Here is a 25,664-nt window from a genome sequence, read left to right as displayed (position 1 = left end):
TTAACACGCCTGAAACATTCGGCTACGACGGTGAAACCCTGCCCGCCTAATCTCGACCCTGTTTCGTTCACCGTCGGCGCCAGAGTGACGCCGTGCTGAGGAGTATTTGATGACTGCGAACCCCACCCGCCTGGGTGCGATCCGCGAGATCGAGGCCAACGAGGCCCCGGCCGCCTTCTTCAACGGCACCGGCGACTCGCCGGAGATCTTCGGTGAGAACGTCTTCTCGCTGCCGGTGATGGCCAAGCGCCTCCCGAAGTCGGTCTACAAGTCCGTCGCCGCCACGATCGAGAAGGGCGAGAAGCTCGACCCGGCGATCGCCGACGTCGTCGCCGCCGCGATGAAGGACTGGGCGATGGAGAAGGGCGCGACGCACTACGCGCACGTCTTCTACCCGCTCACCGGCCTGTCCGCCGAGAAGCACGACTCCTTCATGGAGCCGGTCGGCGATGGCACCGCGATCTGGGAGTTCCAGGGCAAGATCCTCGTCCAGGGCGAGCCCGACGCGTCGTCGTTCCCCAACGGTGGCATCCGCGCCACGTTCGAGGCCCGCGGCTACACCGGTTGGGACGTCCAGTCGCCGGCGTACATCCTCGAGTCCCCCAACGGCTCGACCCTCTGCATCCCGACGATCTTCGTCTCGATGACCGGTGAGGCCCTCGACTACAAGACCCCGCTCCTGCGCTCGCAGAACGCGATGTCGGACCAGGCCACCCGCGTCCTGGCCCTCTTCGGCCACAAGGACATCGACAACGTCGTGTCCTACTGCGGTCCGGAGCAGGAGTACTTCCTGGTCGACACCTCCTTCGTCAACGCGCGCCCCGACCTGCTCAACGCCGGCCGCACCCTCTTCGGCGCCAAGCCGCCGAAGGGCCAGGAGTTCGACGACCACTACTTCGGTGCCATCCCGGAGCGCGTCCAGCACTTCATGTTCGACACCGAGCGCGCGCTGTTCAAGCTCGGCGTTCCGGCCAAGACCCGCCACAACGAGGTCGCCCCCGGCCAGTTCGAGATCGCGCCGGTCTTCGAGAAGGCCAACCTGGCCGCTGACCACCAGCAGCTGATCATGTCGACGTTCAAGTCGATCGCGAAGCGCCACGGCTTCGAGGCTCTCTTCCACGAGAAGCCGTTCGCGGGCGTCAACGGCTCCGGCAAGCACGTCAACTTCTCGTTCGGCAACGGCAACCAGGGCAACTTCCTGAACCCGGGTGACAACCCGCACGACAACGCCCAGTTCCTCGTGTTCTGCGCCGCCGTCATCCGCGCCGTCCACCTGTACGGCGGCCTGCTGCGCGTCTCCATCGCGTCGGCCGGCAACGACCACCGCCTGGGCGCCAACGAGGCCCCGCCGGCGATCATCTCGATCTTCCTCGGCGAGCAGCTGCAGGACGTCTTCGAGCAGATCGCGAAGGGTGGTGCGACCTCCTCGAAGCAGAAGGGCGCCCTCTCCGTCGGTGTCGACGCCCTCCCGGTCCTGACCCAGGACGCCGGCGACCGCAACCGCACCTCGCCGATGGCCTTCACGGGCAACCGCTTCGAGTTCCGCGCCGTCGGCTCGGCCCAGACCGTCGCTGCCCCGCTGACGATCATCAACACGATCATGGCTGAGGCGCTCGACTACCTGGCCACCGAGCTCGAGGCCGCGGTCGCCGCCGGCACCGAGTTCAACGCCGCGGTCCAGCAGGTCCTCGCGAAGGTCATCGAGCAGCACGGCGCCGCGGTCTTCAATGGCAACGGCTACTCGTCGGAGTGGCACGAGGAGGCTGTCCAGCGCGGTCTCAAGAAGCTCGACACGACCGTCGACTCGCTTCCGGAGTACCAGACCCCCGAGGCCAAGGCGCTCTTCTCGAAGTACGGCGTCTTCAACGAGGCCGAGCTCGAGGCCCGCTACGAGGTCGCCCTCGAGCAGTACCTCATGGCCGTCAACGTCGAGGCGAACCTGACCGAGGAGATCGCCCAGACGATCATCCTTCCGGCCGCGGTCCGCTACCAGACGGAGCTCGCCGGCAACATCGCGGCGCTCAAGGCCGCCGGTGTCGAGGGTGACCTCGAGGACCTCAACGCTGTCTCCGCGCTCGTCGCCGAGCTCCGCGCCGGCATCAAGGGCCTGCAGGCCGCCGTCGCCGCCCAGCACGACACCGAGGGCATCGCCGAGGCCGCGCACGTCAAGGACGTCGTCCTCCCGGCCATGCTCGCGGTCCGCGCTGCTGCCGACTCCCTCGAGGGCGTCGTCGCCGACGACCTGTGGACGCTCCCGACCTACCAGGAGATGCTCTTCATCAAGTGATGAGCTGACCTGCACGGTCTCTCCGGCAGCCGGTGCCCCTCGGGGTGCCGGCTGTCGGCATTTCTGGGGCTCCTCTCCCCTACTGTCGAGGTCATGACGCTGCCCCTCGCCACCGACCGTCTGGTCCTCCGGCTCATGCAGCCCGGCGATGCGCCGGCGCTGGCGGCGTACCGGAGCGACCCGGCGGTGGCGGCCCTGCAGGGTTGGGACCTGCCCTTCACGCTGGCGGACGCCGAGCGGTTCGTCGCCGAGGTGGGTGCGCTCGGCTGGCCCGTGCTGGACGACTGGCAACAGGTCGCGATCGAGCTCGACGGCACGATGGTCGGCGACATCGGGGTGCACCGGACTCCGGACGGGCACGTGGCCACGATCGGCTACACGCTGGCGCGCGACGCCCAGGGTCGCGGCTACGCGACCGAGGCGGTCGGCGCGATGATCACGCTGCTCGAGGCCGAGGGCGTACGCCGCATCGACGCCGCCACGGACCCCGACAACGCCGCGTCGGCACGGCTGCTGGGCCGGCTGGGCTTCGTCCTCGTCGGCCGCGGGACCAGCGAGGTGCGGGGCGAGACAGTCGCCGACGACCTCTACACGCTGGCTATCCCCCGGCCTCACGCGGCGATCTGAGGCCGCGTCTCTCCCCACCTGCGGACCGTTGCCGGGTGTAGGTTTTTGGACATGTTCACGACCCAGGACGAGTTGCTCCGTTTCATCAAGGATGAAGGCGTCGAGATGGTCGACGTCCGCTTTGTCGACCTGCCGGGCATCGAGCAGCACTTCACGGTGCCGGTGTCGTCGTTCGACGAGGCGGTGTTCGAGAACGGCCTCTCCTTCGACGGCTCCTCGATCCGCGGCTTCCAGGCGATCAACGAGTCGGACATGTCGCTCTTCCCCGACGTGACCACGGCGTACCTCGACCCGTTCCGGATCGCGAAGACGCTGGTGCTGAACTTCTTCATCCACGACCCGATCACGGGCGAGGCGTACTCCCGCGACCCGCGCAACATCGCGCGCAAGGCGCAGGCGTACCTGGCGTCCACGGGCATCGCCGACACGGCGTACTTCGCGCCGGAGGCGGAGTTCTACATCTTCGACTCGGTGCGCTACTCGACCTCGGCCAACGAGGGCTTCTTCCACATCGACTCGGTCGAGGGCTGGTGGAACTCCGGCAAGGACGACCCCAACAACCCCAACCTCGGCTACAAGACGCGCTTCAAGGGCGGCTACTTCCCCGTCGCGCCGTACGACCACTTCACCGACCTGCGCGACGAGATGGTCAAGAACCTCGAGGGTGCCCAGCTGCTCGTCGAGCGCGCGCACCACGAGGTCGGCACGGCCGGCCAGGCGGAGATCAACTACCGCTTCGACACGCTGCTCAAGGCCGCGGACGACGTCATGAAGTTCAAGTACATCATCAAGAACACCGCCTGGGAGGCCGGCAAGTCGGTCACGTTCATGCCCAAGCCGCTCTTCGGCGACAACGGCTCCGGCATGCACGTCCACCAGTCGCTCTGGAACGCCGGCGAGCCGCTGTTCTACGACGAGACCGGCTACGCGGGGCTCTCCGAGATGGCCCGCCACTACATCGGCGGCATCCTGAAGCATGCGCCCGCGCTGCTCGCCTTCACGAACCCGACGGTCAACTCGTTCCACCGCCTGGTGCCGGGCTACGAGGCGCCGATCTCACTGGTCTACTCCTCGCGCAACCGCTCGGCGTCCGTGCGTATCCCGATCACCGGTGCGAACCCGAAGGCCAAGCGCATCGAGGCCCGCTTCCCCGACCCGTCGGCGAACCCGTACCTCGCCTTCTCGGCCCTGATGCTCGCCGGCCTCGACGGCATCAAGAACAAGATCGAGCCGGCCGAGCCGATCGACAAGGACATCTACGAGCTCCCGCCGGACGAGATGGCCGAGATCGCCCAGGTGCCGACGTCGCTCGGTGCCGTGCTCGAGGCGCTGGAGGACGACTCGGACTTCCTGACCGAGGGCGGCGTCTTCACGCAGGACCTGATCGAGACGTGGGTGGACTACAAGCGCACCCAGGAGATCGCTCCGGTCCAGCTGCGGCCACACCCCCACGAGTTCGAGCTGTATTACGACATCTGAATCCGGAGTGTTCGGCGCCCTTCATCTGCTGTCATAAACGACCCCTGACCTGGGGAAACGTGTCACCATGCGGCGAACTCCTGGGTTATGCCACGGTCACACGCGGACCGTGTGACCGTCGGCGCGCCCAGCACCGATCAGGGGCTGTACGGAGCGGGGCCACGGGCTCAGCACGGTCAAGACACACGTCGCCGCGTTGATGACGACTCGGCGCCCGCAACCGCGTCGAGATCGCGATGTGGGCCTACGACACCCGACGGTTGCGCACCGAGCAGGGAGCGTGAGCGTGCGGCTCCACCTTCACCCCGCGCTCGTCCTCCACCATCGACGTCAGGATCCGGCGAGCGCGTACGGCGGCATGGTCGGCCTTCACGTTGACGTAGCGCCGCGGGGTCGTGTCCTCACCGCACCAGCGTCACCGCACGAGGTGCCGCAGCAGGAACTCGGTCTGGTCCGCGACTGCGGCCTCGAACTGCTCGCCGACGTAGATGTCGAAGTGGCTCGCGGAGTAGGTCCGGACCTCACCCCTCGGTGCCCTGCGGGCGTAGCGCAGTGTGGGCCCCGGCGGCGTGACGGTGTCGCGGTCGCACACGCAGAAGAGGATCGGCGCCTGGACCTTCCGCGCCGCACGGCCGGGTCGGCTCAGCGCGATCGTGGGGACGATCCGCGCCGAGGCCTCGTTGCGGAAGGTCTCGCCCGTGGGCATCAGTGACTGGCAGTCCTCGATGACGCCGGGGCCCGCCATCAGCGCCTTCGCTCCGGTCTCGCCAGCCAGCGGCACGAGCACCGGAGCCGCGCCCCGGGCCTGGGCAACAAGGTCGGCCACGACCGCCGGCAGCAGCTTGGCGCTGCTGACCGGGCCGAGCGCGAGGGACGTTGCGAGACCACTCGTGAACGGGCACTGCGCGACCGCTGCCGCCAGCTCCGGGTGGCGCGACGCGACGACGATCGCGTTTCCTCCGCCCAGGGACGAGCCCCACACCGCCACCCGCGCGCCGTCGAGGTCGGGGCGCGCCTTCACATACGCGAGCGCCGCCTCCCAGTCGTCGAGCTGTTCCTTGAGCGATACGACCTGGCGGTACGCCCCGCCCGAGTCGCCGAAGTTGCGATGGGTGAAAGCGAGCGCGGCGATGCCGGCCTCGGCGAAGCGCTCGGCGAAGGCGGCCACCCGCATCTCACGGGTAGCGCCCAACCCGTGACCGAGTACGACGACGGGCGGGCGCTCGACGCCGTCGGGCAGGTAGAGCCAGCCGGCGCAAAGGTCGCCGTCGGAGTCGAACGTGACGTCGTGGCGGGTGACGCTCATCGGGCACTCCCCTGCGCGGCGCCGGCACCGCGCGTCGTACCGGCCAGGAGGACCTCGTCGAAGACGCCGGGCTGGTAGAGAGGCAGCTCCCCGGATGCCTCGGTGTTGGCCATGTAGTCGAGCATCAGCTCCTGGCCGATGTGCGAGAGCGCCGTGGCGAGGAACTCGGAGCGCTCGATGTGCAGCCCTTCCTCCAGGTTTGCCGATCCGCCGAAGTAGACCGAGCGCTTGATCGCCGCCCGCGACGCCTTCGGTCGCGTGCCGAGGTGGGAGGCGAGCTCGATCGCCCGGTCCAGCACCCACTCTGCCGGGACCACCTCGTCGACCGCGCCGATCTCCAGCGCCTGGGCAGGCGTGAACGGCTCGCCCGACAGGATCGCCAGCAGCGCCTTGTGGTTGCCGACCAGCCGCGGTAGCCGCTGGCTGCCGCCACCGCCCGGCATGATCCCCAGCAGCACCTCGGGCTGGCCGATGACGAAGTCGCCGTCCGCCATGACGCGAAGGTCGTTGGCCCAGCAGAACTCGGCACCGAGACCGAGAGCAGAGCCATTGAGCGCGGCGATGAAGATGACGCCGCTGCGGTTCATCTTGAGGAACGTCTGGTGCACCCGCTCGAGCTGGACGGCCGGCCACAGCGGCGTCCTGCCGAGGGCGGCCTTGAGGCCACCGACCCGGTTCGCCCCGCGGGCAGTGTGCGCCAGCGCGGAGGCACCCCGGACGCCGACCGAGGGGACGGTGGCGCCGCCCTCCTGCAACCACCGCACCTCGGCGTGCGAGACGAAGCGCGTCGGATGGGTGCCGGTGAAGACGACGGCCTGGACCGTGTCGTCGCGGTCAGCACGGTCGACGAGCGCGTCGAGTTGCTCGGCGATGTCGTTGCCGAAGAGCCCGAATGGGCCTCCGTCGATGCGCGCGACCAGCACCGCGCCCCGGTCCTCGATCTCGAGGTTGCCGCGTACTTCTTCTGCCATCACCGGTCTCCGTTGCAGGTGCTGTCGCGGGCTCGGTGCACCGCTTGTCCGATCACGATAACGAAGTTATCTTGGTGTCACAAGAGCCCGAGGAGACGCCGTGAGCAGCACCACCCCACACCCGCTGGACCACGACTGGGTCGTCATCGGATCCGGCTTCGGCGGGAGCGTCGCCGCGCTGCGCCTGGCGGAGAAGGGACATCGCGTCGCCGTCATCGAGCGCGGACGGTCGTACGCCGACGACGAGCTGCCCGCATCGGCCTCGGACAGCCGTCGCTTCGTGTGGGCGCCCGCACTCGGACTGCGCGGGATCATGCGCAACGTCCTCTTCCGGCACGTGTTCAGCTCCACCCAGACCGGGGTCGGTGGCGGAAGTCTGGTCTACGGCGGAGTCCTCTTCCGTCCACACGAGGCCTTCTTCGCCGATCCCCAATGGACGGACCCGACTGGCTGGGCGGAGCGCCTCGATCCCCACTACCGGGAGGCTGAGCGGATGCTCGGGGCGAGCGCAGCTCCGTGGGCGTCGGTGACGAGCGGGCTCACCCGCGAGGTCGCCGATCACTTCGGCGGCAGTTTCGACAAGGCGCCCGTGGCGGTCTTCTTCGGTACGCCGGGAGTCACTGTGCCGGACCCGTACTTCGGGGGCGCGGGGCCGGACCGCACCGGCTGCACCCGCTGCGGCGAGTGCATGACCGGCTGCCGCACCGGAGCCGCCAACCGGCTCACCAAGAACTACCTGTGGTTCGCCGAGAAGTGCGGCGCCCGGATCTTCGCCGAGCGCGAGGTGGTGGACGTGACGCCACTCGGAGCAGCGGACGGGAGCGACGGCTACCGGGTGACCACCCGCCGGTCCGGCGCCCGGTGGCGCCGCGAGCGCGCCACCGTCACCGCGCGCGGGGTCGTGTTCGCGGGCGGGGCGGTCGGCACCAACGAACTCCTCGCCGACTGCAAGCACCGCGGCTCGCTACCCGCCCTCAGCGACCGCCTCGGACACCTCGCCCGCACCAACAGCGAGGCCGTGCTCTCCGTCCTGCTCCCCGAGGACATCGGCACCTGGCGCGACGTCACCGCAAGCAGCCGGGTGGTGCTCGACGGTGACACCCAGATCGAGTTCCTCACCTACGGACCGCACGGCGACTTCATGCGGCTGATGTTCACGCTCCTGGTCCGCGACGGGAGCACCGCACAGCGACTCCAGGCCTGGCTGGGCACCGTCACCCGACACCCGGTTCGCTGGGCATCGACGATGCGGGCAGGCTGGGGAGCGCGGACGCTGATGATGCTGGTCATGCAGCCCCGCGACAACGCGATCCGGTTCACCGCGAGGAAGCGGATCCTCCGCGGTGGCTACCGGCTCGCCACCGCACGCGACGACGCGCGCCCCGCCCCGACGTACATCGATGCGGGCCACCGGGTCGCAACGTGGCTGGCCGAGCGCACCGGAGGCATTGCCCAAGGCAGTGTGTTCGAGGTGTTCGGCAACCGGCCGATGACCGCACACGTCCTCGGCGGAGCCGCCATCGGCGCGAGCGCCTCGACCGGCGTCGTGGACGAGCGGCTGCAGGTGTTCGGCTACCGGAACATGGTCGTCTGCGACGCCGCCGCTCTCCCGGCCAACCCGGGTGTGAACCCGGCGTTGACGATCGCGGCGCTCGCGGAGCACGCCATGTCCCACATCCCAGCCGCTGGTTTGGAACGATGACGCGCATGGCGACCTCCTCCAGCGCAGCGGCCGGCCTCTCCAACGGGATCCCGGAGCGCCTCATCGACGCAGCCGTCGCGATGCTGGCCGAGGAAGGCCCCTCCGCCATCAAGGCCAGGACGGTGGCGGCGCGAGCCGGCATGTCGAGCATGGTCGTCTACAACTACTTCGGGGGCGTCCCCGAGCTGCTCAGCGCAGTGGAGGACCACGGCTTCCACCAGCTCGGCGCGGCGTTCGCTGCGGTGGGCGCAAGCGAGGATCCGGTCGCGGATCTCTTCACCATGGCGCTGACCACTCTCGCCTTCGCCCGGACCAACCCCCACCTGTACGACGCGATGTTCGGCCTCTCCACGCGCGCGACGTACCGGCCCACTCCCACCAAGGCCGAACGCCGAGCCGGCCACTCCCCGGCCTTCAACGCGGCGTACGCGCACGTCATCGCGGCGGCCGCACGGTTGGGCGTCGACGGCGGGCTCGCGGTCGAGGACCCGAGGGCCGCGGCGGGCGCCCTGTGGAGCTTCGTGCACGGCTACGTGAGCCTGGACCTGGCCAACCACTTCGCCGAGTTCGACGACCCGGTCCGGCAGGTGCTGGTGCCGATGGGAGTCACGTTCTGCGTCGGCCTCGGGGCCGATCGTGCCTCCGCGCTGGCCTCGCACGAAGCTGCACTGCTGCGCGCCTGGCACCCGGGCTCATGACCGGCCCGGGTGCCGACAGTCGCTAGCATCCGGCCCGTTGCGCCTCCGGGAGATGCGGGAACGGCGGCTTGTCGATGCCGAGCGTGCCTGACGCCGCCAGCGGCCGGGCCTGCAGGAACACGCTGGCGCGGTGAGTCTCCTGCTTGAGCGCGTGGGTCATGGCAGTGGCGTGGCCGCCCTTCTTGTAGGCGAAGTCCTGGGCGAGGGCGTAGGTCTTCCACAGGCTGATCGAGGTGTGCTCGTAGGGCAGCTGCGACGAGATGTCGATGCTTCCCCGGTGCCCCGGGTGGTGAGCGGCCCTGCTCGCGGCATGCAGGTTGTTGCGCAGGAACTCGACGAGCCGGCCGCGCCGGAGGATCCCGTGCACGATGGCAACCATGGGCTCGTCGTCGACGAGCGGCGCCGCCCCCGCGGCGCTGGGCCTCCAGCCGTGCCAGTGGTCGCGCTCCGAGTCCGTCCCGATCTTCACGCGCACCATCTCGGCGTCGAGGCTGAAGCGGCCCGGACCATCGATCGCACCACGCAGGGGGCCGGCGAAGGCTGCCCGGGCCGCGTCCGCCGACTCCCACGCTGCGACGAGGGCGACCCCGCCAGGCAGCACCCGTGGAGCCAGGCTGTGCGTGCCGTCGTTCGCGTGGTTGACGGTCGAGCCACGGAGCCCGTCGATCCCGTCGTCGATCGCGCGCCGGAGACTGCGCCGCCACCTGATCCGGCCGCCCGGCGGGCGGAGGAACGCATCGATGGTCAGGAAGTCGGGGGTGCTCATGGCAGCCCGCTCAGGACACTGCCGCAGCGGAACCAGCGCCCAGGAAGTCGAGGACCTCGGGGACGAACTCGTGGTGGTACTGGAAGACACCGCCGTGGCCCGAGCGCGGGTAGATCCGCAGGCGGGAGTCGGGCAGGCGCGCGGCCATGTCCTTCGAGTGCTCGCTGGCGACCATCACGTCCTTGTCCCCGTTGGCGACGAAGACGGGGATCTTGATCTGTGACAGGTCGTCCTTGGCGTGCATGCCCGCGGACGTGATCGCCTTCAGCTGGGCGAGGCGTGCCTGCGACGAGATCGGCTTGTCGCGACCCGTCGTCCGCTCGGCGAGCCGCTCGAAGTAGGCGTTGGCTGCCTTCTTCCCCTCCGCGGTGCGCGGGAAGAAGAGGAAGTGGCGCGGGTCCTTCCGCAGCAGGAAAGCCTTCGTGTAGGCGTTGCCGACGATGAACGGCATCTTCCAGATGCCACCGCCACCGCGCGGTCCACTTCCGGCGACGACCATGCGGCGTACAAGGTCGGGAGCCTGGAGGGCGACCATCTGGGCGACGGCACCGCCGAGCGAGAAGCCGATCAGGTCGACCTGCTCGTAGCCGAGGGCGCGGATGAAGGCGATGGCGTCGGCACCCATGTGCTCGATGTCGGTGGGCACCTTGCCACCAGTCGCGCCGATGCCCCTGTTGTCGAAGGCGATGACGTGGTGCTGCGCCGCGACCCCGTCGATGACCCGCGGGTCCCAGTCGTCGAGGACGGCGGTGAAGTGGTGCAGGAACACCACCGGTACGCCGCCGCGCGGGCCGAGCTCACGGTAGGCGAACGAGGTGCCGTCGACGTCGATCGTCTTGCTGGGGGTCGTCTTCCAGGTGGTCATGAGCTCTTCCTTCGGGGGCGGGTCGCCGTGGCGGCAACAGGGGTGGACGTACGTGCGTCGAGGCGGGCGAGGACGTCGAGAATCCGGCGGTCGCGGGTGAAGCGGTCGTCGAGGGCTGGGCCGGCCACGCCGCGCAGGGCAGAGACCGGTCGCCAGAGCTTCGGCAGGACGACGCGGCTGTCGCGCGCCTCGAGTCCATCGGCGATGCCGGCTGCGGCCTGGTCGGGCGTGATCCGCTTGAGCATCACCTTTGGCAGGGCGCCGAGGAGCTCCATCACGACCGGGTCCTCGTCGACGCCGCGCGCGATCATGTCCGTCTGCACGAGGGAGAAGTAGGCCGTCAACACCGAGACGCCGTGGTCGGCGAGCTCGACGCGGAGGCCCCGACCCATCTGCTCGACAGCGGCCTTGCTCATCGCGTACGGAATCGTCCCCATGCCGTTGAGGAAGGCGAAGACCGAGCTGATCAGCACGACCTGGCCCTTGCTCGCGATCACCGCCGGCAGTGCCGCGGCAACGGTGTTGGCGACGCCGGTCACGTTGACGGCAAGGGTGGCCTCGATGTCTGCGACGGGGGTGTTTCGCAGGGTGGCCGCCTTGGCCAGCAGGCCGGCGTTCGCGATCACGACATCGAGGCGGCCGAAGCGGTCGACCGTCTGCTCGACCGCGGCGTCGAGCGAGGCGCGGTCGCGTACGTCCGCCACGCACCCGAAGGCATCGGTCGGGTGCAGCCCAGCGGAGCGCTCCGGGGTCGTCGGGTCGATGTCGGCGATCGCCACGCTGGCGCCACGTGCAAGCAGGGTGCGAGCCGTCGCCGCCCCGATGCCGCCGTTGCCGCCGGTGATCAGGACGACCTTCCCTCCGAGGTCGTACGCCGCGCGGCTCACCGGTGGCCCCGGCGCGACGTGAACGACACCCGGCCGTTGCGCCGGATCATGGCGAGCGTCGTGCGCAGCGGGCCCCGGTCGAGATCGGGCTCCTTGCCGGCAGCGAGCCGGTGCAGCTGGTCGGTGTTCCACGCCAGGTTGAGGACCCCGTCGAGCATCTTCAGGTCGGCGAAGCGGCCGAGCAGGCCGCGCATCCCGGTCGCGATCTCGTGGGTGGTCAGCTGCGTCGCGCGGCCCTGGAGGATCACGGTGGCGGCGTCCGTGGTGGTCACCGTCGGCCGCGCGATGCCGACGACGTCGCAGTCTCCGGCCGTGAGTGCGTCCTGCATGCCGGCGCTCGAGCGGAAGCCTCCGGTCACAGCGATCGGCACGTCACCCGCGGCGTCGCGCACCGAGCGCGCGTAGTCGAGGAAGTAGGCCTCACGGGCGCGCGTCGACGCAGCTGCGGAACCCGCCATCGCCGGCTCCTCGTAGCTGCCGCCACTGACCTCGATCAGGTCGACGTCCTCCAGCGCCAGGGCCGCGACGACGGCACGGGAGTCCTCCTCGGCGAAGCCGCCGCGCTGGAAGTCGGCGGAGTTGAGCTTCACCGCGACCGCGAAGCCGGGGCTGACCCGCCCGCGGACCCGGCGTACGACCTCGAGCAGGAAGCGCATGCGGCGCTCGGGGTCGCCGCCCCATGCGTCCTCGCGAAGGTTGGTCAGCGGGGAGAGGAACTGGGTGACGAGGTAGCCGTGGGCCGCGTGGATCTGCACGCCGTCGAAGCCGGCGTCCTCGCAGACCTCGGCAGCAACGGCGAACCGCTCGATGATCTCCTCGATCTCGGCATCGCTGAGGGCGCGCGGCGTGGTCGCACCGGGCAGGGCCAGCGCCACGGCGCTCGGCGCCACCGGGGTGTGGCCGATCTCCATCAGGTTGGACTGCCGACCCGGGTGGTTGAGCTGCACGAAGATCGCCGCACCGCCGTCGTGGGCGGCCTTGGCCCACGCGGTCAGCTGCGGGAGCGCCCGGTCGTCCTCGATCACGATGTTGCCCGGCTCCCCCAGGTGGTCACGGTCGACCATGACATTGCCGGTGATCAGGAGGCCGTAGCCGCCCTGCGCCCAGCGCCGGTACAGCGTCACGATCCGCCCGTCGGGGGCGTTGTCGGCATCGCCGAGCGCCTCGCTCAGCGCAGCCTTCGCGATGCGGTTGGGCAGTCGTACGCCGGAGGGCAGGTCGAGCGGATCAGCAAGCGAGGCCATGGGGCAGCTCCAGTTCGTGATTGCAGTACGTTCGTAATAGTATGATCGTAATGCTAAAGTTCTGACAAGCCCCCGGAAGGAGATCCACGTCATGGCCCGCTACAGCGCAGAGCACAAGGAAGCGACCCGCCGCCGGATGGTCGAGACCGCCGGCCGCCGCTTCAAGAGCGACGGCATCGACGGCTCCGGCATCGCGACGCTGGTGGCCGACGCAGGCCTGACCAACGGCGCCTTCTACGGCCACTTCGCCTCGAAGGACGAGCTCGTCGCCACCGTCGTCGCGCAACAGCTCGAGGACCAGGTCGCGGCGGTCAACGCCCTGCCAGCCGGGCTCGAGTCGGTCGAGGGCTTCCTCCGGTGGTACCTCTCCCCCGACCACCGCGACGACCTCGCCGGCGGTTGCCCCTCGGCTGCGCTGCTCGACGAGATCGGCCGCTGTGACGTCATGGTCCGGGAGGCCTACACGGTCGGCGCGGAGGCGATGGTCACGGCCATCTCCCGTCACCTCGATGACGGCGACCCACAGAGGACCCGGCAGCGCGCGCTCGGCCTCTTCACCATGCTTGTCGGCTCACTCCAGGCGGCCCGCGCGGTCACCGACCCCGAGCTCTCCGATCAGTTCCTCGCCGCGGCGTACGCCAACGCGATGACGATCGCCACCGCCCCGCTCCCTCCCGCAGCACCCACCGGACAGGACTCCTGATGAAGGCATTCGTCGTCACCCACTACGGCCCCGACGGTCTCGAGCAGGCCGACGTACCGGCGCCCGAGGTCGGGCCCCATGACGTCCTCGTCGACGTCCGCGCGGCGAGCATCAACCCGCTCGACAAGATGGTCCGCAACGGTGAGTTCAAGCAGCTGATCCCCTACAAGCGACCCTTCGTGCTCGGCCACGACCTGGCCGGCGTGGTCACCGCCGTTGGTGCCGACGTCCGTGGCTTCGAGGTCGGCGACGAGGTCTATGCCCGCCCGCGCGACCGGCGCATCGGAGCCTTTGCCGAGGCAGCCGCGATCGACGCCGGGGACGTTGCGCTCAAGCCCACAACGCTCTCCTTCGCCGAGGCTGCCGCACTGCCGCTCGTCGCCCTCGCTGCATGGCAGGCGCTCGTCGACGTGGCCCAGGTCCAGCCCGGGCAGAAGGTGCTCGTGCACGCGGGAGCCGGCGGGCTCGGCTCGACGGTCATCCAGGTCGCGAAGCACCTCGGTGCGTACGTCGCCACCACCGCAGGCACCAAGGACGTCGCCAAGGTCCGTGCCCTCGGCGCCGACGAGGTCGTCGACTACACGCAGGCCGACTTCGCCGACGTCCTGAGCGGCTACGACGTGGTGCTCGACTCGCTCGGAGCGGCCAGCCTCGAGAAGTCGCTGACCGTGCTCAAGCCCGGCGGCCTGGTGATCAGCGTGGTCGGCCCGCCCGACCCGGCGTTCGCGTCCCAACTCGGCAAGCCGCTGCTCAAGCCGGTCATGGCCGCTCTGAGCCGCAAGGTCCGGCGCCGGGCGAAGCAGCTCGGCGTCCGCTACGCCTTCTTCTTCATGCACGCCGACGGCGACCGCCTCGCGAAGCTCGCCGCCCTCTACGACGACGGCACGCTCCGCCCGGTCCTCGACCGCACGTTCGACTTCGACCAGACCCTCGAGGCGATGGCGTACGTCGAGCAGGGCAAGGCCAACGGCAAGATCGTGGTCACGCGCTGACACACCCGCCGGGGTGCGACCGCCGGGTGGGGCGTACTGTCGAGAGCAGGAGCCATTCAGGCTTCCTCTCAGAGAGAACCCACATGAGCGACAAGTCGCCGCGCCAGAGCATGACCAAGAAAACCGGCAAGTCCATCAAGGAGAAGCGCGCCGACAAGCGCAATCTCGCCCAGCCGGAGACGCTCGCCGACAAGCTCCATCCGGGCAAGAAGAAGTGACCCTCGCGACGCTCGGCGTCATCGGCTCCTCAGCCAAGGAGAACGAGCACCGGCTGCCGCTGCACCCGGATCACCTCCCCCACCTCGATGCTGACCTCCAGGCACGCATCACCCTCGAGCACGGGTACGCCGCCCGGTTCGGCGTCGCGGACGACGCGTTGCTGCCGTACGTCGCCGGCTTCGCCTCCCGCAAGCAGCTGCTGGCGGAGTCCGAAGTCGTCCTGCTGCCCAAGCCGCAGCTCTCCGACGTCGAGGCGATGGGTCCGGGGCAGGTGCTCTGGGGCTGGCCGCACTGCGTCCAGGACACCGAGCTGACCCAGGCCGCGATCGACAACCGGCTCACGCTCATCGCTTTCGAGGCGATGAACCACTGGACCCGTGATGGCGCGGTCGGGCTGCACGTCTTCCACAAGAACAACGAGCTCGCCGGCTACTGCTCCGTGCTGCACGCGCTGGAGCTGGCTGGGCTCACCGGCGACTACGGCCGCCGGCTGAGCGCGGTCGTGATCGGCTTCGGCGCCACTGCACGCGGGGCTGTCACCGCCCTCAACGCGCACGGCGTGCACGAGGTCGCGGTGCTGACCAACCGGGACGTCGCGGCAGTGGGCGCACCGATCCACTCCGTCCGGATCCGGCAGTTCGAGCACGACCCGGTCAACGGCAGCGACGTGATCACAGAGCGCGGCCGCGAGCCGCTCCCGGCGTACCTCGCGGAGAACGACATCGTCGTCAATTGCACGTTCCAGGACACCGCGAACCCGCTGATCTACCTGCACGACGAGGACCTCTCGGCCTTCCGGCCGGGCAGCCTGCTCGTCGACGTGTCGTGCGACCTGGGCATGGGCTTCAGCTTCGCCCGCCCCACCAGCTTCGAGGAGCCGACCTTCGTGGTGGGCGACAACGTCCTCTACTACGGCGTCGACCACTCGCCGTCGTACCTGTGGAACTCCGCGACCTGGGAGAACACCAGCGCGCTCATCCCGTTCCTGCGACGCGTGCTCGAGGGTGCTCCTGCGTGGGATGCCGACGAGACACTGAGCCGGGCGATCGAGATCCGTGACGGCACCGTGGTCAACCCCGCGATCCTGGCCTTCCAGGGGCGCGAGGCAGAGCCGCCGTACCGGGTAGAATCCGGCCAGTGCCCGACACTCGCCCCCGCCGTACCTTCGCCGTCATCAGCCACCCCGACGCGGGTAAGTCCACGCTGACCGAGGCCCTCGCGCTCCACGCGCGGGTGATCACCGAGGCCGGCGCGGTCCACGGCAAGGGAGACCGGCGCGCCACCGTCTCCGACTGGATGGCGATGGAGAAGGCGCGCGGCATCTCGATCACGTCGGCCGCGCTCCAGTTCGTCTACGACGGCCACGTGATCAACCTGGTCGACACCCCGGGCCACAGCGACTTCTCCGAGGACACGTACCGCGTGCTGTCGGCCGTCGACTCTGCGGTCATGCTGGTCGACGCCGGTAAGGGCCTCGAGCCGCAGACCCTCAAGCTCTTCCGGGTCTGCGCGCTGCGCGGCATCCCGGTCATCACCGTCATCAACAAGTGGGACCGCCCCGGCCTCTCGCCGCTCGGCCTCATGGACGACATCGAGAAGCAGATCAAGCTGCGTCCCACTCCCCTGACCTGGCCCGTCGGCGAGGCCGGCGACTTCCGCGGCGTTCTGGACCGGCGTACGGGCGAGTTCATCAAGTACACGCGTACGGCGGGTGGCGCGACGCGCGCTCCCGAGGTGCGGATGGACGCCGACGACGTCGAGGAAGCCGACCGGCTCCCGTGGTCCGAGGCCGTGGACGGTCACGAGCTGCTCCAGCTCGACGACTACGACCACGACCAGGAGCGCTTCCTGGCCGGCGAGACGACGCCGGTCATGTTCGCCTCGGCGCTGCAGAACTTCGGCGTCGCGCAGCTGCTCGACCTGCTGCTCGACCTGGCTCCGTCGCCCAGCCCGACCGAGGGCATCGACGGCTCGATCCGCAAGGTCGAGGACGACTTCAGCGCGTTCGTCTTCAAGGTTCAGTCCGGCATGAACAGCGCCCACCGCGACCGGCTCGCGTACGCGCGCGTCGTCTCCGGCAGCTTCGAGCGCGGCATGGTCGTCACGCACGGGACGACCGGCCGGCCGTTCGCGACGAAGTTCGCCCAGGCGATGTTCGGCCGCGAGGCGACGTCGGTCGAGACCGCCGAGCCCGGCGACATCATCGGCCTGGTCAACGCCGGCTCCCTGCGCGTCGGCGACACGATGTACGTCGGCGACCCGATCGCCTATCCGCCCGTCCCGAGCTTCGCGCCGGAGCACTTCAAGACGTGCAGCGCGGCCGACATCAGCAAGTTCAAGCAGTTCCGCAAGGGCATCGAGCAGCTCGACCAGGAAGGCGTCGTGCAGGTGCTCCGCTCCGACCTGCGCGGTGACCAGAGCCCGGTGCTCGCGGCCGTCGGTCCGCTGCAGTTCGAGGTCGTCGAGGACCGGATGAAGAACGAGTTCAACTCCCCCATCCGGCTCTCCAGCCTCCCCTACTCCGCTGCCCGGCTGACGGACGCTGCCGGCGCCGACGAGCTCCGCGGCGTCCGCAACACCGAGGTGCTCCAGCGCAGCGACGGCACGTACCTCGCGCTGTTCGTCGACAAGTGGACGGCGGGCTACGTGGGCCGCGAGCACCCGGGCGTCATGCTCGAGGAGCTCCCTGCCGGCGGCAGCTGAGCACCGTCAGAGGACCGCTGATGCCGCACCAGAACGTCGACATCCCGCTCACCGTGATCGCGCGACGTCAGGAGACGCCGGACCACCTCACGCTGGTCTTCGAGCGGCCTCGTGGCTTCCAGTTCGAGGCAGGCGACTGGATCGACCTGGAGATCCCGGGCGCGGACCTCACCGGCGGCAAGACCTACTCGCTGTCGTCCTCCCCCGGCGAGCCCGACCTGGCGATCACGTTCAAGGCCGGTCAGAGCGGGTTCAAGCGTGCGCTCCAGGAGGCGCAGCCCGGCGCGACGATGCGGATGACGGCGTACGGCAATGACTACGACTTCTCGCTGCGGCAGCACCGCTCGAGCGTGCTGATCGCGGCGGGCGTGGGGGTCGCGCCGTTCCGGAGCATGATCGCCGAGATGGCGGAGACCTCCAGCCACGAGGCAGCGCACCTGATCTACCTCAACCGCACCGATGACTTCCTGTTCATGGATGAGCTCGACGCGTGGAGCAAGCAGCTCCCCGGCGTCACCATCGACTACGTCCTGACGGCCGGCATGAAGAGCAAGGAACGCCGGCGCATCCTCGCCGCCAGCGTCAGCGACGCCGTGCACTACTACTACATCGCCGGCCCGCCCGCGATGATTGAGGCGACCGAGGCCGTCCTCATGGAGGCCGGCGCGGACCACGACGACATCCGCATCGACTCGTTCGACGGCGACTGAGTCACCCCGCGCCTCTGGCGCGCCCGCGACGACAGTGCCATCGTCGAAGGACACGCCGCGCAAGGAGTGACCCCATGGATGCACCCGACTTCACCGGCCTCCGGGCCATGTTCATCAACTGCACGCTGAAGAAGAGCCCCGAGGTCAGCAACACCCAGGGTCTGATCGATGCCAGCGCCCACATCATGCGGGAGCACGGCGTCGAGGTGGAGGTCCTCCGGGCCGTCGACCACGACATCGCGACCGGCGTCTATCCCGACATGCGCGAGCACGGCTGGGAGACCGACGCGTGGCCGGAGATCTACCCACGGCTGCTCGCCTCCGACATCCTCGTGCTTGCCGGGCCGATCTGGCTCGGCGACAACTCCAGCGTCATGAAGCGGATCATCGAGCGGCTCTACGCGCTCAGCGGCATGCTCAACGACAAGGGCCAGTACCTCTACTACGGCCGCGTCGGCGGCTGCCTGATCACCGGCAACGAGGACGGCATCAAGCACTGCGCGCAGAACGTCCTCTACTCCATGCAGCACATCGGCTACACGATTCCGCCGAACGCCGACGCCGGGTGGATCGGTGAGGCCGGACCGGGCCCGAGCTATCTCGACCCCGGCAGCGGTGGCCCGGACAACGACTTCACCAACCGCAACACCACCTTCATGACGTGGAACCTCATGCACCTCGCGCAGCTGCTCAAGGACGCCGGCGGGGTGCCGTCGTACGGCAACTCGCGCAAGGAGTGGGACGCCGGTGCCCGCTTCGACTTCGAGAACCCGGAGTACCGCTCCTGATCAGCACTTTCCGGCCAACCACCGCGAACATCGTCACCGCGAGGAACGCGGTTGCCGCGATTCTCTGTCGGCCAACGTAACCACTGCCCGCGTGCCGCGTTGATATGAACAGACGCAGCCAGGTCCTCATCCCTCCCTCCCGAGGAGCTGGCAGGAGCCCGCCGGTCACCCTCCCTCCCGACTGGCGGGCATCGTCCATTTCAGGGGCGAGGGGTTCAGGCCCCTGGGTGCAGGGGCTTGCGCTCGAAAGCCAGCAGCGCGAGTGCCAGGGCGGCGGCGAGCAGGCCGAAGTCGCGCAGCGCCACGTCGTAGAAGTCCCCGAGCGTCACGAGGTCGACGATGATGCCGCCGAGCCAGGCGGCGACCAACAGGGCTCCGAACCGCGCATCGACGGCGACCACCACGCCCGCGACGATCTCGATCACGCCGACGACCAGCATCGCGTCGTGGGCGCTGCCGGGGACGATGTCGTTGATCCACGGAGCGAGGTACTTCTCCCAGTCATCCGTCAGGATCCCGAGGAACTTGTCGAGCCCGAAGGCGATTGGCGCGACCGTGAAGACGGTGCGCAGCAGCAGGTAGGCGCGGTCGGTGCCGCGCTCGGTCAGGGTTTCGGTGAAGGTGGTCATGCCCTGTTGGTGTCGCACTCGCAAACGTTCTTACCCGCGGCCGGTAAGAACATCGCGCACGGCGACACCAACCCGGCATGACCGATGGCACGCTGGCAGGTGTGGAGCTCGCGCCGACACATCCCGACGCCGCTTGGCACCGCGACCTCACCGCGGAGGGACCGGAGGGCGATGAGGCGCTGGCGCGGCTCCGCACGACGCTGCTACAGGCGACCCTGCACCAGGTCTGGAGGCTGCGCGACCAGCTGCCGGGCGCCGGGAGCGGCGACCTCGAGGACCTCGCCGAGCAGGCCGCGAACGACGCCCTGCTGGCCGTCCTCCGGCAGCTGGAGACGTTCGAGGGACGCAGCCGCTTCACGACCTGGGTGTGGAAGTTCGGCGTGCTGCACGCGGGCGTCGCCGTACGCCGTCAGGCCTGGCGCCACCGCGAGGTCGCCCTCGCTGACTCCCTGCCCCTCACCGACGCCACGCCGACGCCAGCGTCCGTCCTCGAGGCCGGCGAGCTGCGCCGCGCCGTCGAGCTGGCGATCCAGCGCGACCTCACGCCGCACCAGCGGGTCGTGGCCCTCGCCCTGCTCGTCGAGGGCGTGCCGATCGACGTCCTCGCCGAGCGCACCGGCAGCACCCGAAACGCCCTCTACAAGACCTTGCACGACGCGCGCCGACGGATCCGGGCCAGCCTCACCGCCGCCGGACTGCTCGACTCCCCCACCCCTCGGAGCCCCCGATGAATGACCACACTCCCCTGACACCCGATGCGGTGGAGGCGCTCCTCGTCGACACCTCGCCGTACCTCTCCTGCGACGACTGCTTCGCCACCATCGACGTGTACGCCGAGCGGCTGGCCGCCGACCCGGGCTACCGGGACCTGCCGATGGAGACGCACCTCGCCGGGTGCGGAGCCTGCGCGGAGGAGGCTCGCACCCTGAGCGAGCTGCTCGCCGGGAGCTGACCGATCAGCGGCTCTCGAACCACGGCTGGTGCAGGTCGTAGAACGTCGCCGACGCGAATGCGTAGTCGAGCTCCTGCTGGACCTCGGCCGGCGGCGGAGCGGACTTCTCGTACTCGCGTGCCTCGGACTCACTGGTGAAGGCGACGGTCTCGGTGAAGGTGCCGTCGGGTTCGATCGCGAGGCTCGCCCCGATGATGTCGGGCCGCATCTCGTGCATCGCCCGGGTGTCGGTCATCATCGCCTTGAGCCGCGCGAGGTCGTCGACTCGCCCGCGGATGATCTGGACGAAGCCGGCCTGGTCGGAGCCGCCGTCGAGCATGAGCGTGACGTCGTCGCAGTCGTGGAACTCGAGCGGGCCGTCGAGCACCGCGTTGAGCCGGTCGGCCCAGGCACCCTGCTCCGGACGGGCCGAGTTGGCGGCGGCTTCTTCCCGCGACGCGAAGCGGACCACGCCGATCAGCTGGCCGTCGTCGGTGCAGCCGTAGGTGCCGCCCAACCATCCGGTCGCCCCGGGTGCCAGGTCACGACGCCACTCGTCAAGCAGCGCGTGGGCCTCCTCCGGCCGCGAACAGGGTCCCTGGATTACCTGGATGAACATGGCACTGCCTCCTCGGCGGACGGGGTCGGGCACGTACCGGTCGAGGCGTACGTCGGACCCCGGCCGGGCCCATCGGCCAACGTACGCCGGGTGCGCGGCGTACGCCACGGACCCCGGTGTCAACCCCCGGGTCGGGAGTGGCCGGGGCGTGTCAGGACGGCAGGTATGTGCCGGGCGTCGCGGCGCGACCACGTGCGGCCGCCGGCTCGGTGAGCACGACGGCGACGAACGGCGACGTCATCGCCTGCACCAGCGCGCCGTAGCCGACGCCGAAGGTGAGCTCATCTCCCACGGCCAGACGGTGGTCGCCGCAGTCGACGACCAGGTGGTCGCTGCTCATGCCCAGGATCGTGATGCCGGGCGGCGGCACCAGACCCTCGAGCAGGACGTCCTGCCGGCCGAGCGCCAAGATCGCCTGACGCGTGGTGCCGGAGCCGCCGCCAGCGCGCAGCGGCGCCAGCTCGCCGTACGCCGTCTGCGCCAGCGCACCCCACGGCTGCGAGGGCTTGACGCCGGCCTCGATCACCTCGGCGACCAGCCGGAAGGCATCGTCGTGCAGGCCGGGAAGGACCGTGCGGTGCAGCGGTTCGGTGCCGAGCAGGATCGCCTCACCGATGCGCAGGTCGTTGATCCGGCCGACGGCCGAGGTGGAGAGCGCCCACGGCAGGTTCGCGGAGTTGCCACCGGAGACGACGGCCAGTGACTCCCCCGTGGCCGCCTCGACCTCCTCGACCAGCCGACTGAGCTCACCCATGTTGCGGTCGTCGGGGACCACGCCGTTCTGGCAGGCAAGGTTGGTCCCCAGGCCTGCGAGCCGCAGTCGTCGCCGGGTCCGCGTCGTGAGCGCCAGATCGATGACGTCCTCCGGGGCGATGCCCTCGCGCAGGTCGCCGAGCTCGACCATCAGCACGACCTGGTGAGTACGACGCTGCCGGCGAGCCGCCTCGTCGAGGGCGTCAAGGACCCGCAGCCCTGTGTTCAGCGACGTTGTCGCATGCCGGACGACCTGGTCCACCTGGCTGATCATCGGGGAACGGATCAGCGTGCGTGACGCCGACGCCGGAGCGCCGGCAGCAAGCCGGGTGAGGTTCTCGATCCGTGAGTCGGCGAGGCCGATCGCGCCGCCGCGCAGCATCGCTGCGCCGATCTCCGGTGACCCCAGCGCAGCCTTGGTGACGCCGGTGACGCTGATCCCCCGAGGTCGGAGCTGCTCGACGAGCTGCCGCGTGTTCGCCTCCACCTTGACCAGGTCGACGACGAGCCGCGGCGCGCTCACAGTGTCAGCGGAACGCGAGAGTGTGCGAGGGCCGGGAACGCCAGCAGCACCATGTCGACGAGCTCGGCGCCGGGCCGGGTCAGCGGGTCGGTCACCGGGAGTCCGAGGCTCCGCGCGTGGTGCGCGATCACGCCGCCGATCTCGTCCGTCTCCATGAGCTCGTGGTTGATCGTCACGCCGATGACCTCGGTGTCGGCGAACGCCTCGATCAGCGCGATCTCCCGCGCGATGCTGGGCATCGCGACCATCGGGAAGTCACCGAGCGCCACGCGCCGCGGCGCGTGCTGCACGATGACGCCGGCCGGCCGGCTGCCACGCAGGATGTGCGCGCTCGTCAGGTACGCCGGGTGACTGAGCGCGCCCTGCCCCTCGACGATGATCACGTCAGGGTCCTCGCCCTCCCAGGCGGCAACGACCTGGTTCTCGACCTCGCCGGAGCAGAACTGCGGGACGAGAGCGTCGAGCGCGACGCCGTACTTGCCGCCCTGGATCAGGGTGGTCTGGCCGGTGCCGACCATGACCGCCTTGATGCCGGCGGCGTTCAGCGCCTGCACGAGGAGGGTGGCGGTGGTCCGCTTGCCGATCGCGCCGTCCGTGCCGAGCACGGCGATACGCGGACAGGTCACGTCGAAGATGCGCCCGGAGAAGAGGTGCAGGTCGCGCTTCTCCTTCGGGCGTCGCACATCGGTGATCGTGACGCGCGCCAGCGCGGCGGCAGCCACGAACTCGGCGTCGTCGTTGAGGAACTCGTGCAGGCCGTTGATCACGTGCATGCCGTTCGCGATGCCGTCCAGGAGCACGACGCGCTGCGCATCGGAGAGCAATCCGTCCGCGGGCGCGACGCCGCAGATCAGGTAGTCGGGCACCTCGCCGGCGAGGTGGAGCGCGTCCTCGAGGTCGGCCACGACGGGGATGCCGTTGGGGATTCCGTCGAGGAAGCTGCCCGCGTCGACGCCCGCACAGCTGCTGTCGATGACGCTGAGCACGTCGTACTTCTCGGAGTGCCGGACCAGCCCGTTGGCGGTCTTGCCGTCCTGCTCGCCGAACTGGCCCTCGCAGTAGACGACGGCGGTCGTGCCGGTCGGCAGCGCGAAGGCCTCTGCCGGGTCGTGGGTGGCGTCGGGAAGGTTGGGCGTGGGCATGCGCGATTCCTCTGAGAGAGCTCAGAGGAGGCGACGGGCTTCGTGGCGGGCGGCGTGCCCAGCAATCAACGAGGCGTCTGCCCTGAGAGGCGGCAAGGTTGCCGCGCCCTTTGACGGTAACAGGCACCCCCATCGAACCCCGCATCGTTCACGCCACCCGAACCGGCACGCGCGGGTCTCAGGCGCTCTCGAACCAGGGAGTGTGCAGGTCGTAGAAGGTCGCCGAGGCCATCGCGTACTCCAGCTCGCGCTGGACCTCGGCGGGCGGCGGGTTCTTCTCTCCCTGCCTCGCTTCGGCTTCGCTGGTGAAGGCGACGGTCTCGGTGAACGTGCCGTCGGGCTCGATCGCGAGGCTCGCCCCGATGATGTCGGGCCGCATCTCGTGCATCGCGCGGGTGTCGGTCATCATCGCCTTGAGCCGTGCGGGGTCGTCGACCCGACCGCGAATGATCTGGACGAAGCCCGCCTGGTCGGAGCCGCCGTCGAGCATGAGCGTTACGTCGTCGCAGTCGTGGAACTCGAGCGGGCCGTCGAGCACGGCATTGAGCCGGTCGGTCCAGGCACCCTGCTCCGGACGGGCCGAGTTCGCTGCGGCTTCTTCCCGCGAGGCGAAGCGGACCACGCCGAGCAGCTGACCGTCGTCGGTGCAGCCGAAGGTGCCGCCCAACCATCCGGTCGCCCCGGGTGCCAGGTCACGGCGCCACTCGTCGAGCAGTGCGTGGGCCTCCTCCGGCCGCGAACAGGGTCCCTGGAAAACCTGGATGAACATGGCGCTGCCTCCTGGATGGTCGGGGTCGGGCACGTACCGGTCGAGGCACGGATCGGACCCCGGCCGGGCCCATCCGTCAACGTACGCCGGGCACCCGGCGCGCGCCACGAACCCCAGTGTCAACCCCCGTCCCTGCCTGAGGCGTCCGGGCCCAGCCGTGCGACCAGCCGTGTGAGCGGGCGCGGACATCCCGCCTAGGATGGGCCGCGATGTCGACCGCCGAAGCCACCGAACGCCGCCTGCTCCTCGTCGTCGACGCCCCGTCGCTGCTGCACCGCAACCACCACGCGCGGTCGCACACCGGCATGACCGATCGCGCCGGGCGGCCGGCGTGGGCGCTGCACGGCATGCTGCGCCAGATCCTCGAGGCCATCGACACCTTCGCGCCCGACGCGGTGCTCTTCGGGATCGACGACCGGGAGCGGTCCGAGCGTCGCGAGTTCTACCCCGACTACAAGGCCGGCCGCGCGGAGAAGGACGCCCAGCTCGTCGACCAGCTCGAGCGGGCCGGCTCGCTGCTCGGGGCCCTCGGCCTGGCCACCGTGACTCCCCCGGGCCTCGAGGCCGACGACGTCAACGCCTCGGCGGCCGCCTGGGCCCAGCGCAACGACTGGAACTGCGTCGTCATCACCTCCGACCGCGACGCGTTCGCGCTGATCAGCGAGCACACCCGCGTGCTCCGGCTGATCAACGGCGGCATCAACGGCTCACCGCTGCTGAGCCCCCGCAGCCTCCAGTCGATGTACGGCGTACGCGCCGAGCGCTACCTCGAGTACGCCGCCCTCCGCGGCGACTCCAGCGACAACCTCCCGGGCGTCAGCGGGATCGGCGAGAAGACCGCCGCGGCCCTGCTGTCCCAGCTCGGCCCGATGGACGGCGTCTGGGCCGACATCGACCACAACGACGGTGCAGCCGTCATCGCGGTCCTCGACGAGTGGGCGGCCGAGGCCGGCACGCGCAAGATCGGCGCCCGTGTCGTCCGCGCCCTCACCGCCGAGGGCGCGCGCGAGCGCTACGACTTCAACGTGCGGATGATGACCGGCCGCAACGACATCGAGCTCGGCCTGACCCCCGACATCCCGGGCACCCCGGGACTCCTGCCGCTGCCGTGGGAGCGGGTGTCGCGGGTCGTGGAGTTCCTAGGTGACGACGCCACGACGGCGTACGCACGCCGGGTGCTGAGCACCGACCCCGCGTCGGCGACGTACGGCCGCAACTGACCCGTCAGTGGCAGGGAGCGCCTTCGCAGCACGGGCGGATGTAGCCGCATCCGTCGCACCGCTCGTGCGAGGTCTCCCAGCGCATCATCGTGTTGCAGTTGGGACAGGGTTCGGTGAGGTCAGCCACGTGC

Annotated in this window: 26 protein-coding genes; 15 read left to right on the top strand and 11 right to left on the bottom strand. The window is 69.8% G+C overall.

Annotation, left to right across the window (positions count from 1 at the left end; all coding sequences use genetic code 11):
- Nucleotides 1-109: 109 nt before the first annotated feature.
- The 3 genes from EPD65_RS10020 (at nucleotide 110) to glnA (ending at nucleotide 4,393) form a co-directional block, all read left to right on the top strand.
- Nucleotides 110-2,287, top strand: a complete 2,178-nt coding sequence (locus tag EPD65_RS10020) for a glutamine synthetase III family protein (protein WP_131583688.1) — start codon at nucleotides 110-112, stop codon at nucleotides 2,285-2,287.
- Nucleotides 2,288-2,380: 93 nt separating this feature from the next.
- On the top strand, nucleotides 2,381-2,914 hold the full coding sequence (locus EPD65_RS10015) for a GNAT family N-acetyltransferase (protein WP_207891497.1): 534 nt from the start codon (nucleotides 2,381-2,383) through the stop codon (nucleotides 2,912-2,914).
- Nucleotides 2,915-2,965: 51 nt separating this feature from the next.
- Nucleotides 2,966-4,393 (top strand): type I glutamate--ammonia ligase, encoded by a 1,428-nt coding sequence (gene glnA / locus EPD65_RS10010; protein ID WP_131583686.1) that lies wholly within the window; start codon nucleotides 2,966-2,968, stop codon nucleotides 4,391-4,393.
- Between the two features lie 415 nt (nucleotides 4,394-4,808).
- Here the strand turns inward: glnA and EPD65_RS10000 are convergent, their stop codons facing one another.
- Nucleotides 4,809-5,699, bottom strand: coding sequence for an alpha/beta hydrolase (locus EPD65_RS10000; RefSeq protein ID WP_131583684.1), 891 nt, complete (start codon nucleotides 5,697-5,699; stop codon nucleotides 4,809-4,811).
- Entirely contained in the window at nucleotides 5,696-6,670 is a 975-nt protein-coding gene (locus EPD65_RS09995; RefSeq protein WP_131583682.1) for an enoyl-CoA hydratase/isomerase family protein, read from the bottom strand. Before EPD65_RS09995 ends, EPD65_RS10000 begins: the two co-directional genes overlap by 4 nt.
- Nucleotides 6,671-6,770: 100 nt before the next feature.
- On the opposite strand from EPD65_RS09995, the gene EPD65_RS09990 reads away from it, so the two are divergent.
- Nucleotides 6,771-8,372 carry a GMC oxidoreductase gene (locus EPD65_RS09990; protein WP_131583680.1) on the top strand — a complete coding sequence of 534 codons (1,602 nt, stop codon included), beginning with the start codon at nucleotides 6,771-6,773 and terminating at the stop codon, nucleotides 8,370-8,372.
- Nucleotides 8,373-8,377: 5 nt separating this feature from the next.
- Nucleotides 8,378-9,070, top strand: a complete 693-nt coding sequence (locus EPD65_RS09985) for a TetR/AcrR family transcriptional regulator (RefSeq protein ID WP_131583678.1) — start codon at nucleotides 8,378-8,380, stop codon at nucleotides 9,068-9,070.
- Nucleotides 9,071-9,092: 22 nt separating this feature from the next.
- On the opposite strand, the gene EPD65_RS09980 is transcribed toward EPD65_RS09985, so the two are convergent.
- From EPD65_RS09980 to EPD65_RS09965, 4 genes are read right to left on the bottom strand one after another with little or no spacing between them, the layout of a single operon-like run.
- The gene (locus tag EPD65_RS09980; RefSeq protein WP_131583676.1) at nucleotides 9,093-9,836 is read right to left on the bottom strand and encodes a hypothetical protein; all 744 of its coding nucleotides are present in this window, start codon (nucleotides 9,834-9,836) and stop codon (nucleotides 9,093-9,095) included.
- 10 nt (nucleotides 9,837-9,846) lie between these two features.
- Complete coding sequence (locus EPD65_RS09975; protein ID WP_131583674.1) at nucleotides 9,847-10,701, bottom strand: alpha/beta fold hydrolase; 855 nt, start codon at nucleotides 10,699-10,701, stop codon at nucleotides 9,847-9,849.
- The gene (locus EPD65_RS09970) at nucleotides 10,698-11,588 is read right to left on the bottom strand and encodes an SDR family NAD(P)-dependent oxidoreductase (RefSeq protein WP_131583672.1); all 891 of its coding nucleotides are present in this window, start codon (nucleotides 11,586-11,588) and stop codon (nucleotides 10,698-10,700) included. The genes EPD65_RS09975 and EPD65_RS09970 overlap by 4 nt, the downstream gene beginning before the upstream one ends.
- Nucleotides 11,585-12,832, bottom strand: coding sequence for an NADH:flavin oxidoreductase/NADH oxidase family protein (locus EPD65_RS09965; RefSeq protein ID WP_131583670.1), 1,248 nt, complete (start codon nucleotides 12,830-12,832; stop codon nucleotides 11,585-11,587). Before EPD65_RS09965 ends, EPD65_RS09970 begins: the two co-directional genes overlap by 4 nt.
- Nucleotides 12,833-12,923: 91 nt before the next feature.
- Between EPD65_RS09965 and EPD65_RS09960 the strand changes: the two genes are divergently transcribed.
- The 7 genes from EPD65_RS09960 (at nucleotide 12,924) to EPD65_RS09935 (ending at nucleotide 18,947) form a co-directional block, all read left to right on the top strand.
- On the top strand, nucleotides 12,924-13,535 hold the full coding sequence (locus EPD65_RS09960) for a TetR/AcrR family transcriptional regulator (protein WP_131583668.1): 612 nt from the start codon (nucleotides 12,924-12,926) through the stop codon (nucleotides 13,533-13,535).
- Nucleotides 13,535-14,527 carry an NADP-dependent oxidoreductase gene (locus EPD65_RS09955; protein WP_131583666.1) on the top strand — a complete coding sequence of 331 codons (993 nt, stop codon included), beginning with the start codon at nucleotides 13,535-13,537 and terminating at the stop codon, nucleotides 14,525-14,527. Before EPD65_RS09960 ends, EPD65_RS09955 begins: the two co-directional genes overlap by 1 nt.
- Nucleotides 14,528-14,610: 83 nt before the next feature.
- Entirely contained in the window at nucleotides 14,611-14,745 is a 135-nt protein-coding gene (locus EPD65_RS16660) for a hypothetical protein (protein ID WP_279387561.1), read from the top strand.
- Nucleotides 14,742-15,953 (top strand): N(5)-(carboxyethyl)ornithine synthase, encoded by a 1,212-nt coding sequence (locus EPD65_RS09950; protein ID WP_131583664.1) that lies wholly within the window; start codon nucleotides 14,742-14,744, stop codon nucleotides 15,951-15,953. The genes EPD65_RS16660 and EPD65_RS09950 overlap by 4 nt, the downstream gene beginning before the upstream one ends.
- Nucleotides 15,884-17,449, top strand: coding sequence for a peptide chain release factor 3 (locus EPD65_RS09945; protein ID WP_131583662.1), 1,566 nt, complete (start codon nucleotides 15,884-15,886; stop codon nucleotides 17,447-17,449). Before EPD65_RS09950 ends, EPD65_RS09945 begins: the two co-directional genes overlap by 70 nt.
- A 20-nt stretch (nucleotides 17,450-17,469) precedes the next feature.
- On the top strand, nucleotides 17,470-18,159 hold the full coding sequence (locus EPD65_RS09940) for a ferredoxin--NADP reductase (protein ID WP_131583660.1): 690 nt from the start codon (nucleotides 17,470-17,472) through the stop codon (nucleotides 18,157-18,159).
- Between the two features lie 74 nt (nucleotides 18,160-18,233).
- Nucleotides 18,234-18,947: a flavodoxin family protein gene (locus EPD65_RS09935; protein ID WP_131583658.1), complete on the top strand. Its 714-nt coding sequence runs from the start codon at nucleotides 18,234-18,236 to the stop codon at nucleotides 18,945-18,947.
- 215 nt (nucleotides 18,948-19,162) lie between these two features.
- Here EPD65_RS09935 and EPD65_RS09930 read toward each other — a convergent pair whose 3' ends face one another.
- A complete protein-coding gene (locus tag EPD65_RS09930) occupies nucleotides 19,163-19,576 on the bottom strand; it encodes a hypothetical protein (protein WP_131583656.1) in 414 nt (137 codons plus the stop codon).
- Between the two features lie 77 nt (nucleotides 19,577-19,653).
- On the opposite strand from EPD65_RS09930, the gene EPD65_RS09925 reads away from it, so the two are divergent.
- Together EPD65_RS09925 and EPD65_RS09920 are read left to right on the top strand one after the other, a co-directional pair.
- Complete coding sequence (locus EPD65_RS09925) at nucleotides 19,654-20,307, top strand: RNA polymerase sigma factor (protein WP_131583654.1); 654 nt, start codon at nucleotides 19,654-19,656, stop codon at nucleotides 20,305-20,307.
- Complete coding sequence (locus EPD65_RS09920) at nucleotides 20,304-20,528, top strand: hypothetical protein (protein ID WP_131583652.1); 225 nt, start codon at nucleotides 20,304-20,306, stop codon at nucleotides 20,526-20,528. The genes EPD65_RS09925 and EPD65_RS09920 overlap by 4 nt, the downstream gene beginning before the upstream one ends.
- Before the next feature lie 4 nt (nucleotides 20,529-20,532).
- Here the strand turns inward: EPD65_RS09920 and EPD65_RS09915 are convergent, their stop codons facing one another.
- The 4 genes from EPD65_RS09915 to EPD65_RS09900 all read right to left on the bottom strand — a co-directional run bounded on the left by EPD65_RS09915 (nucleotide 20,533) and on the right by EPD65_RS09900 (nucleotide 24,313).
- The gene (locus EPD65_RS09915) at nucleotides 20,533-21,126 is read right to left on the bottom strand and encodes a hypothetical protein (protein WP_131583650.1); all 594 of its coding nucleotides are present in this window, start codon (nucleotides 21,124-21,126) and stop codon (nucleotides 20,533-20,535) included.
- 151 nt (nucleotides 21,127-21,277) lie between these two features.
- Entirely contained in the window at nucleotides 21,278-22,402 is a 1,125-nt protein-coding gene (locus tag EPD65_RS09910; RefSeq protein ID WP_131583648.1) for an alanine/ornithine racemase family PLP-dependent enzyme, read from the bottom strand.
- Complete coding sequence (locus tag EPD65_RS09905; RefSeq protein WP_131583646.1) at nucleotides 22,399-23,544, bottom strand: N-acetyltransferase DgcN family protein; 1,146 nt, start codon at nucleotides 23,542-23,544, stop codon at nucleotides 22,399-22,401. The genes EPD65_RS09910 and EPD65_RS09905 overlap by 4 nt, the downstream gene beginning before the upstream one ends.
- A gap of 178 nt (nucleotides 23,545-23,722) precedes the next feature.
- A complete protein-coding gene (locus EPD65_RS09900; RefSeq protein ID WP_131583644.1) occupies nucleotides 23,723-24,313 on the bottom strand; it encodes a hypothetical protein in 591 nt (196 codons plus the stop codon).
- Nucleotides 24,314-24,522: 209 nt separating this feature from the next.
- On the opposite strand from EPD65_RS09900, the gene EPD65_RS09895 reads away from it, so the two are divergent.
- Nucleotides 24,523-25,533, top strand: a complete 1,011-nt coding sequence (locus EPD65_RS09895; protein WP_131583642.1) for a 5'-3' exonuclease — start codon at nucleotides 24,523-24,525, stop codon at nucleotides 25,531-25,533.
- Nucleotides 25,534-25,664 lie beyond the last annotated feature (131 nt).

Source organism: Nocardioides jejuensis, from assembly GCF_004337475.1.
Lineage (GTDB): Bacteria > Actinomycetota > Actinomycetes > Propionibacteriales > Nocardioidaceae > Nocardioides > Nocardioides jejuensis.
The sequence above is the reverse complement of the archived record's forward strand: the minus strand, read 5'-3'. Positions and strand labels throughout refer to the sequence as shown.

Excerpts from the sequence above, each read along its gene's own strand:
- EPD65_RS10020 (WP_131583688.1), top strand. The coding sequence starts at position 110 with ATGACTGCGAACCCCACCCGCCTGGGTGCGATCCGCGAGATCGAGGCC.
- EPD65_RS10015 (WP_207891497.1), top strand. The coding sequence starts at position 2,381 with ATGACGCTGCCCCTCGCCACCGACCGTCTGGTCCTCCGGCTCATGCAG.
- glnA (WP_131583686.1), top strand. The coding sequence starts at position 2,966 with ATGTTCACGACCCAGGACGAGTTGCTCCGTTTCATCAAGGATGAAGGC.
- EPD65_RS10000 (WP_131583684.1), bottom strand. The coding sequence starts at position 5,699 with ATGAGCGTCACCCGCCACGACGTCACGTTCGACTCCGACGGCGACCTT.
- EPD65_RS09995 (WP_131583682.1), bottom strand. The coding sequence starts at position 6,670 with ATGGCAGAAGAAGTACGCGGCAACCTCGAGATCGAGGACCGGGGCGCG.
- EPD65_RS09985 (WP_131583678.1), top strand. The coding sequence starts at position 8,378 with ATGGCGACCTCCTCCAGCGCAGCGGCCGGCCTCTCCAACGGGATCCCG.
- EPD65_RS09980 (WP_131583676.1), bottom strand. The coding sequence starts at position 9,836 with ATGAGCACCCCCGACTTCCTGACCATCGATGCGTTCCTCCGCCCGCCG.
- EPD65_RS09975 (WP_131583674.1), bottom strand. The coding sequence starts at position 10,701 with ATGACCACCTGGAAGACGACCCCCAGCAAGACGATCGACGTCGACGGC.
- EPD65_RS09965 (WP_131583670.1), bottom strand. The coding sequence starts at position 12,832 with ATGGCCTCGCTTGCTGATCCGCTCGACCTGCCCTCCGGCGTACGACTG.
- EPD65_RS09960 (WP_131583668.1), top strand. The coding sequence starts at position 12,924 with ATGGCCCGCTACAGCGCAGAGCACAAGGAAGCGACCCGCCGCCGGATG.
- EPD65_RS09955 (WP_131583666.1), top strand. The coding sequence starts at position 13,535 with ATGAAGGCATTCGTCGTCACCCACTACGGCCCCGACGGTCTCGAGCAG.
- EPD65_RS16660 (WP_279387561.1), top strand. The coding sequence starts at position 14,611 with ATGAGCGACAAGTCGCCGCGCCAGAGCATGACCAAGAAAACCGGCAAG.
- EPD65_RS09940 (WP_131583660.1), top strand. The coding sequence starts at position 17,470 with ATGCCGCACCAGAACGTCGACATCCCGCTCACCGTGATCGCGCGACGT.
- EPD65_RS09935 (WP_131583658.1), top strand. The coding sequence starts at position 18,234 with ATGGATGCACCCGACTTCACCGGCCTCCGGGCCATGTTCATCAACTGC.
- EPD65_RS09930 (WP_131583656.1), bottom strand. The coding sequence starts at position 19,576 with ATGACCACCTTCACCGAAACCCTGACCGAGCGCGGCACCGACCGCGCC.
- EPD65_RS09925 (WP_131583654.1), top strand. The coding sequence starts at position 19,654 with ATGACCGATGGCACGCTGGCAGGTGTGGAGCTCGCGCCGACACATCCC.
- EPD65_RS09920 (WP_131583652.1), top strand. The coding sequence starts at position 20,304 with ATGAATGACCACACTCCCCTGACACCCGATGCGGTGGAGGCGCTCCTC.
- EPD65_RS09915 (WP_131583650.1), bottom strand. The coding sequence starts at position 21,126 with ATGTTCATCCAGGTAATCCAGGGACCCTGTTCGCGGCCGGAGGAGGCC.
- EPD65_RS09905 (WP_131583646.1), bottom strand. The coding sequence starts at position 23,544 with ATGCCCACGCCCAACCTTCCCGACGCCACCCACGACCCGGCAGAGGCC.
- EPD65_RS09900 (WP_131583644.1), bottom strand. The coding sequence starts at position 24,313 with ATGTTCATCCAGGTTTTCCAGGGACCCTGTTCGCGGCCGGAGGAGGCC.
- EPD65_RS09895 (WP_131583642.1), top strand. The coding sequence starts at position 24,523 with ATGTCGACCGCCGAAGCCACCGAACGCCGCCTGCTCCTCGTCGTCGAC.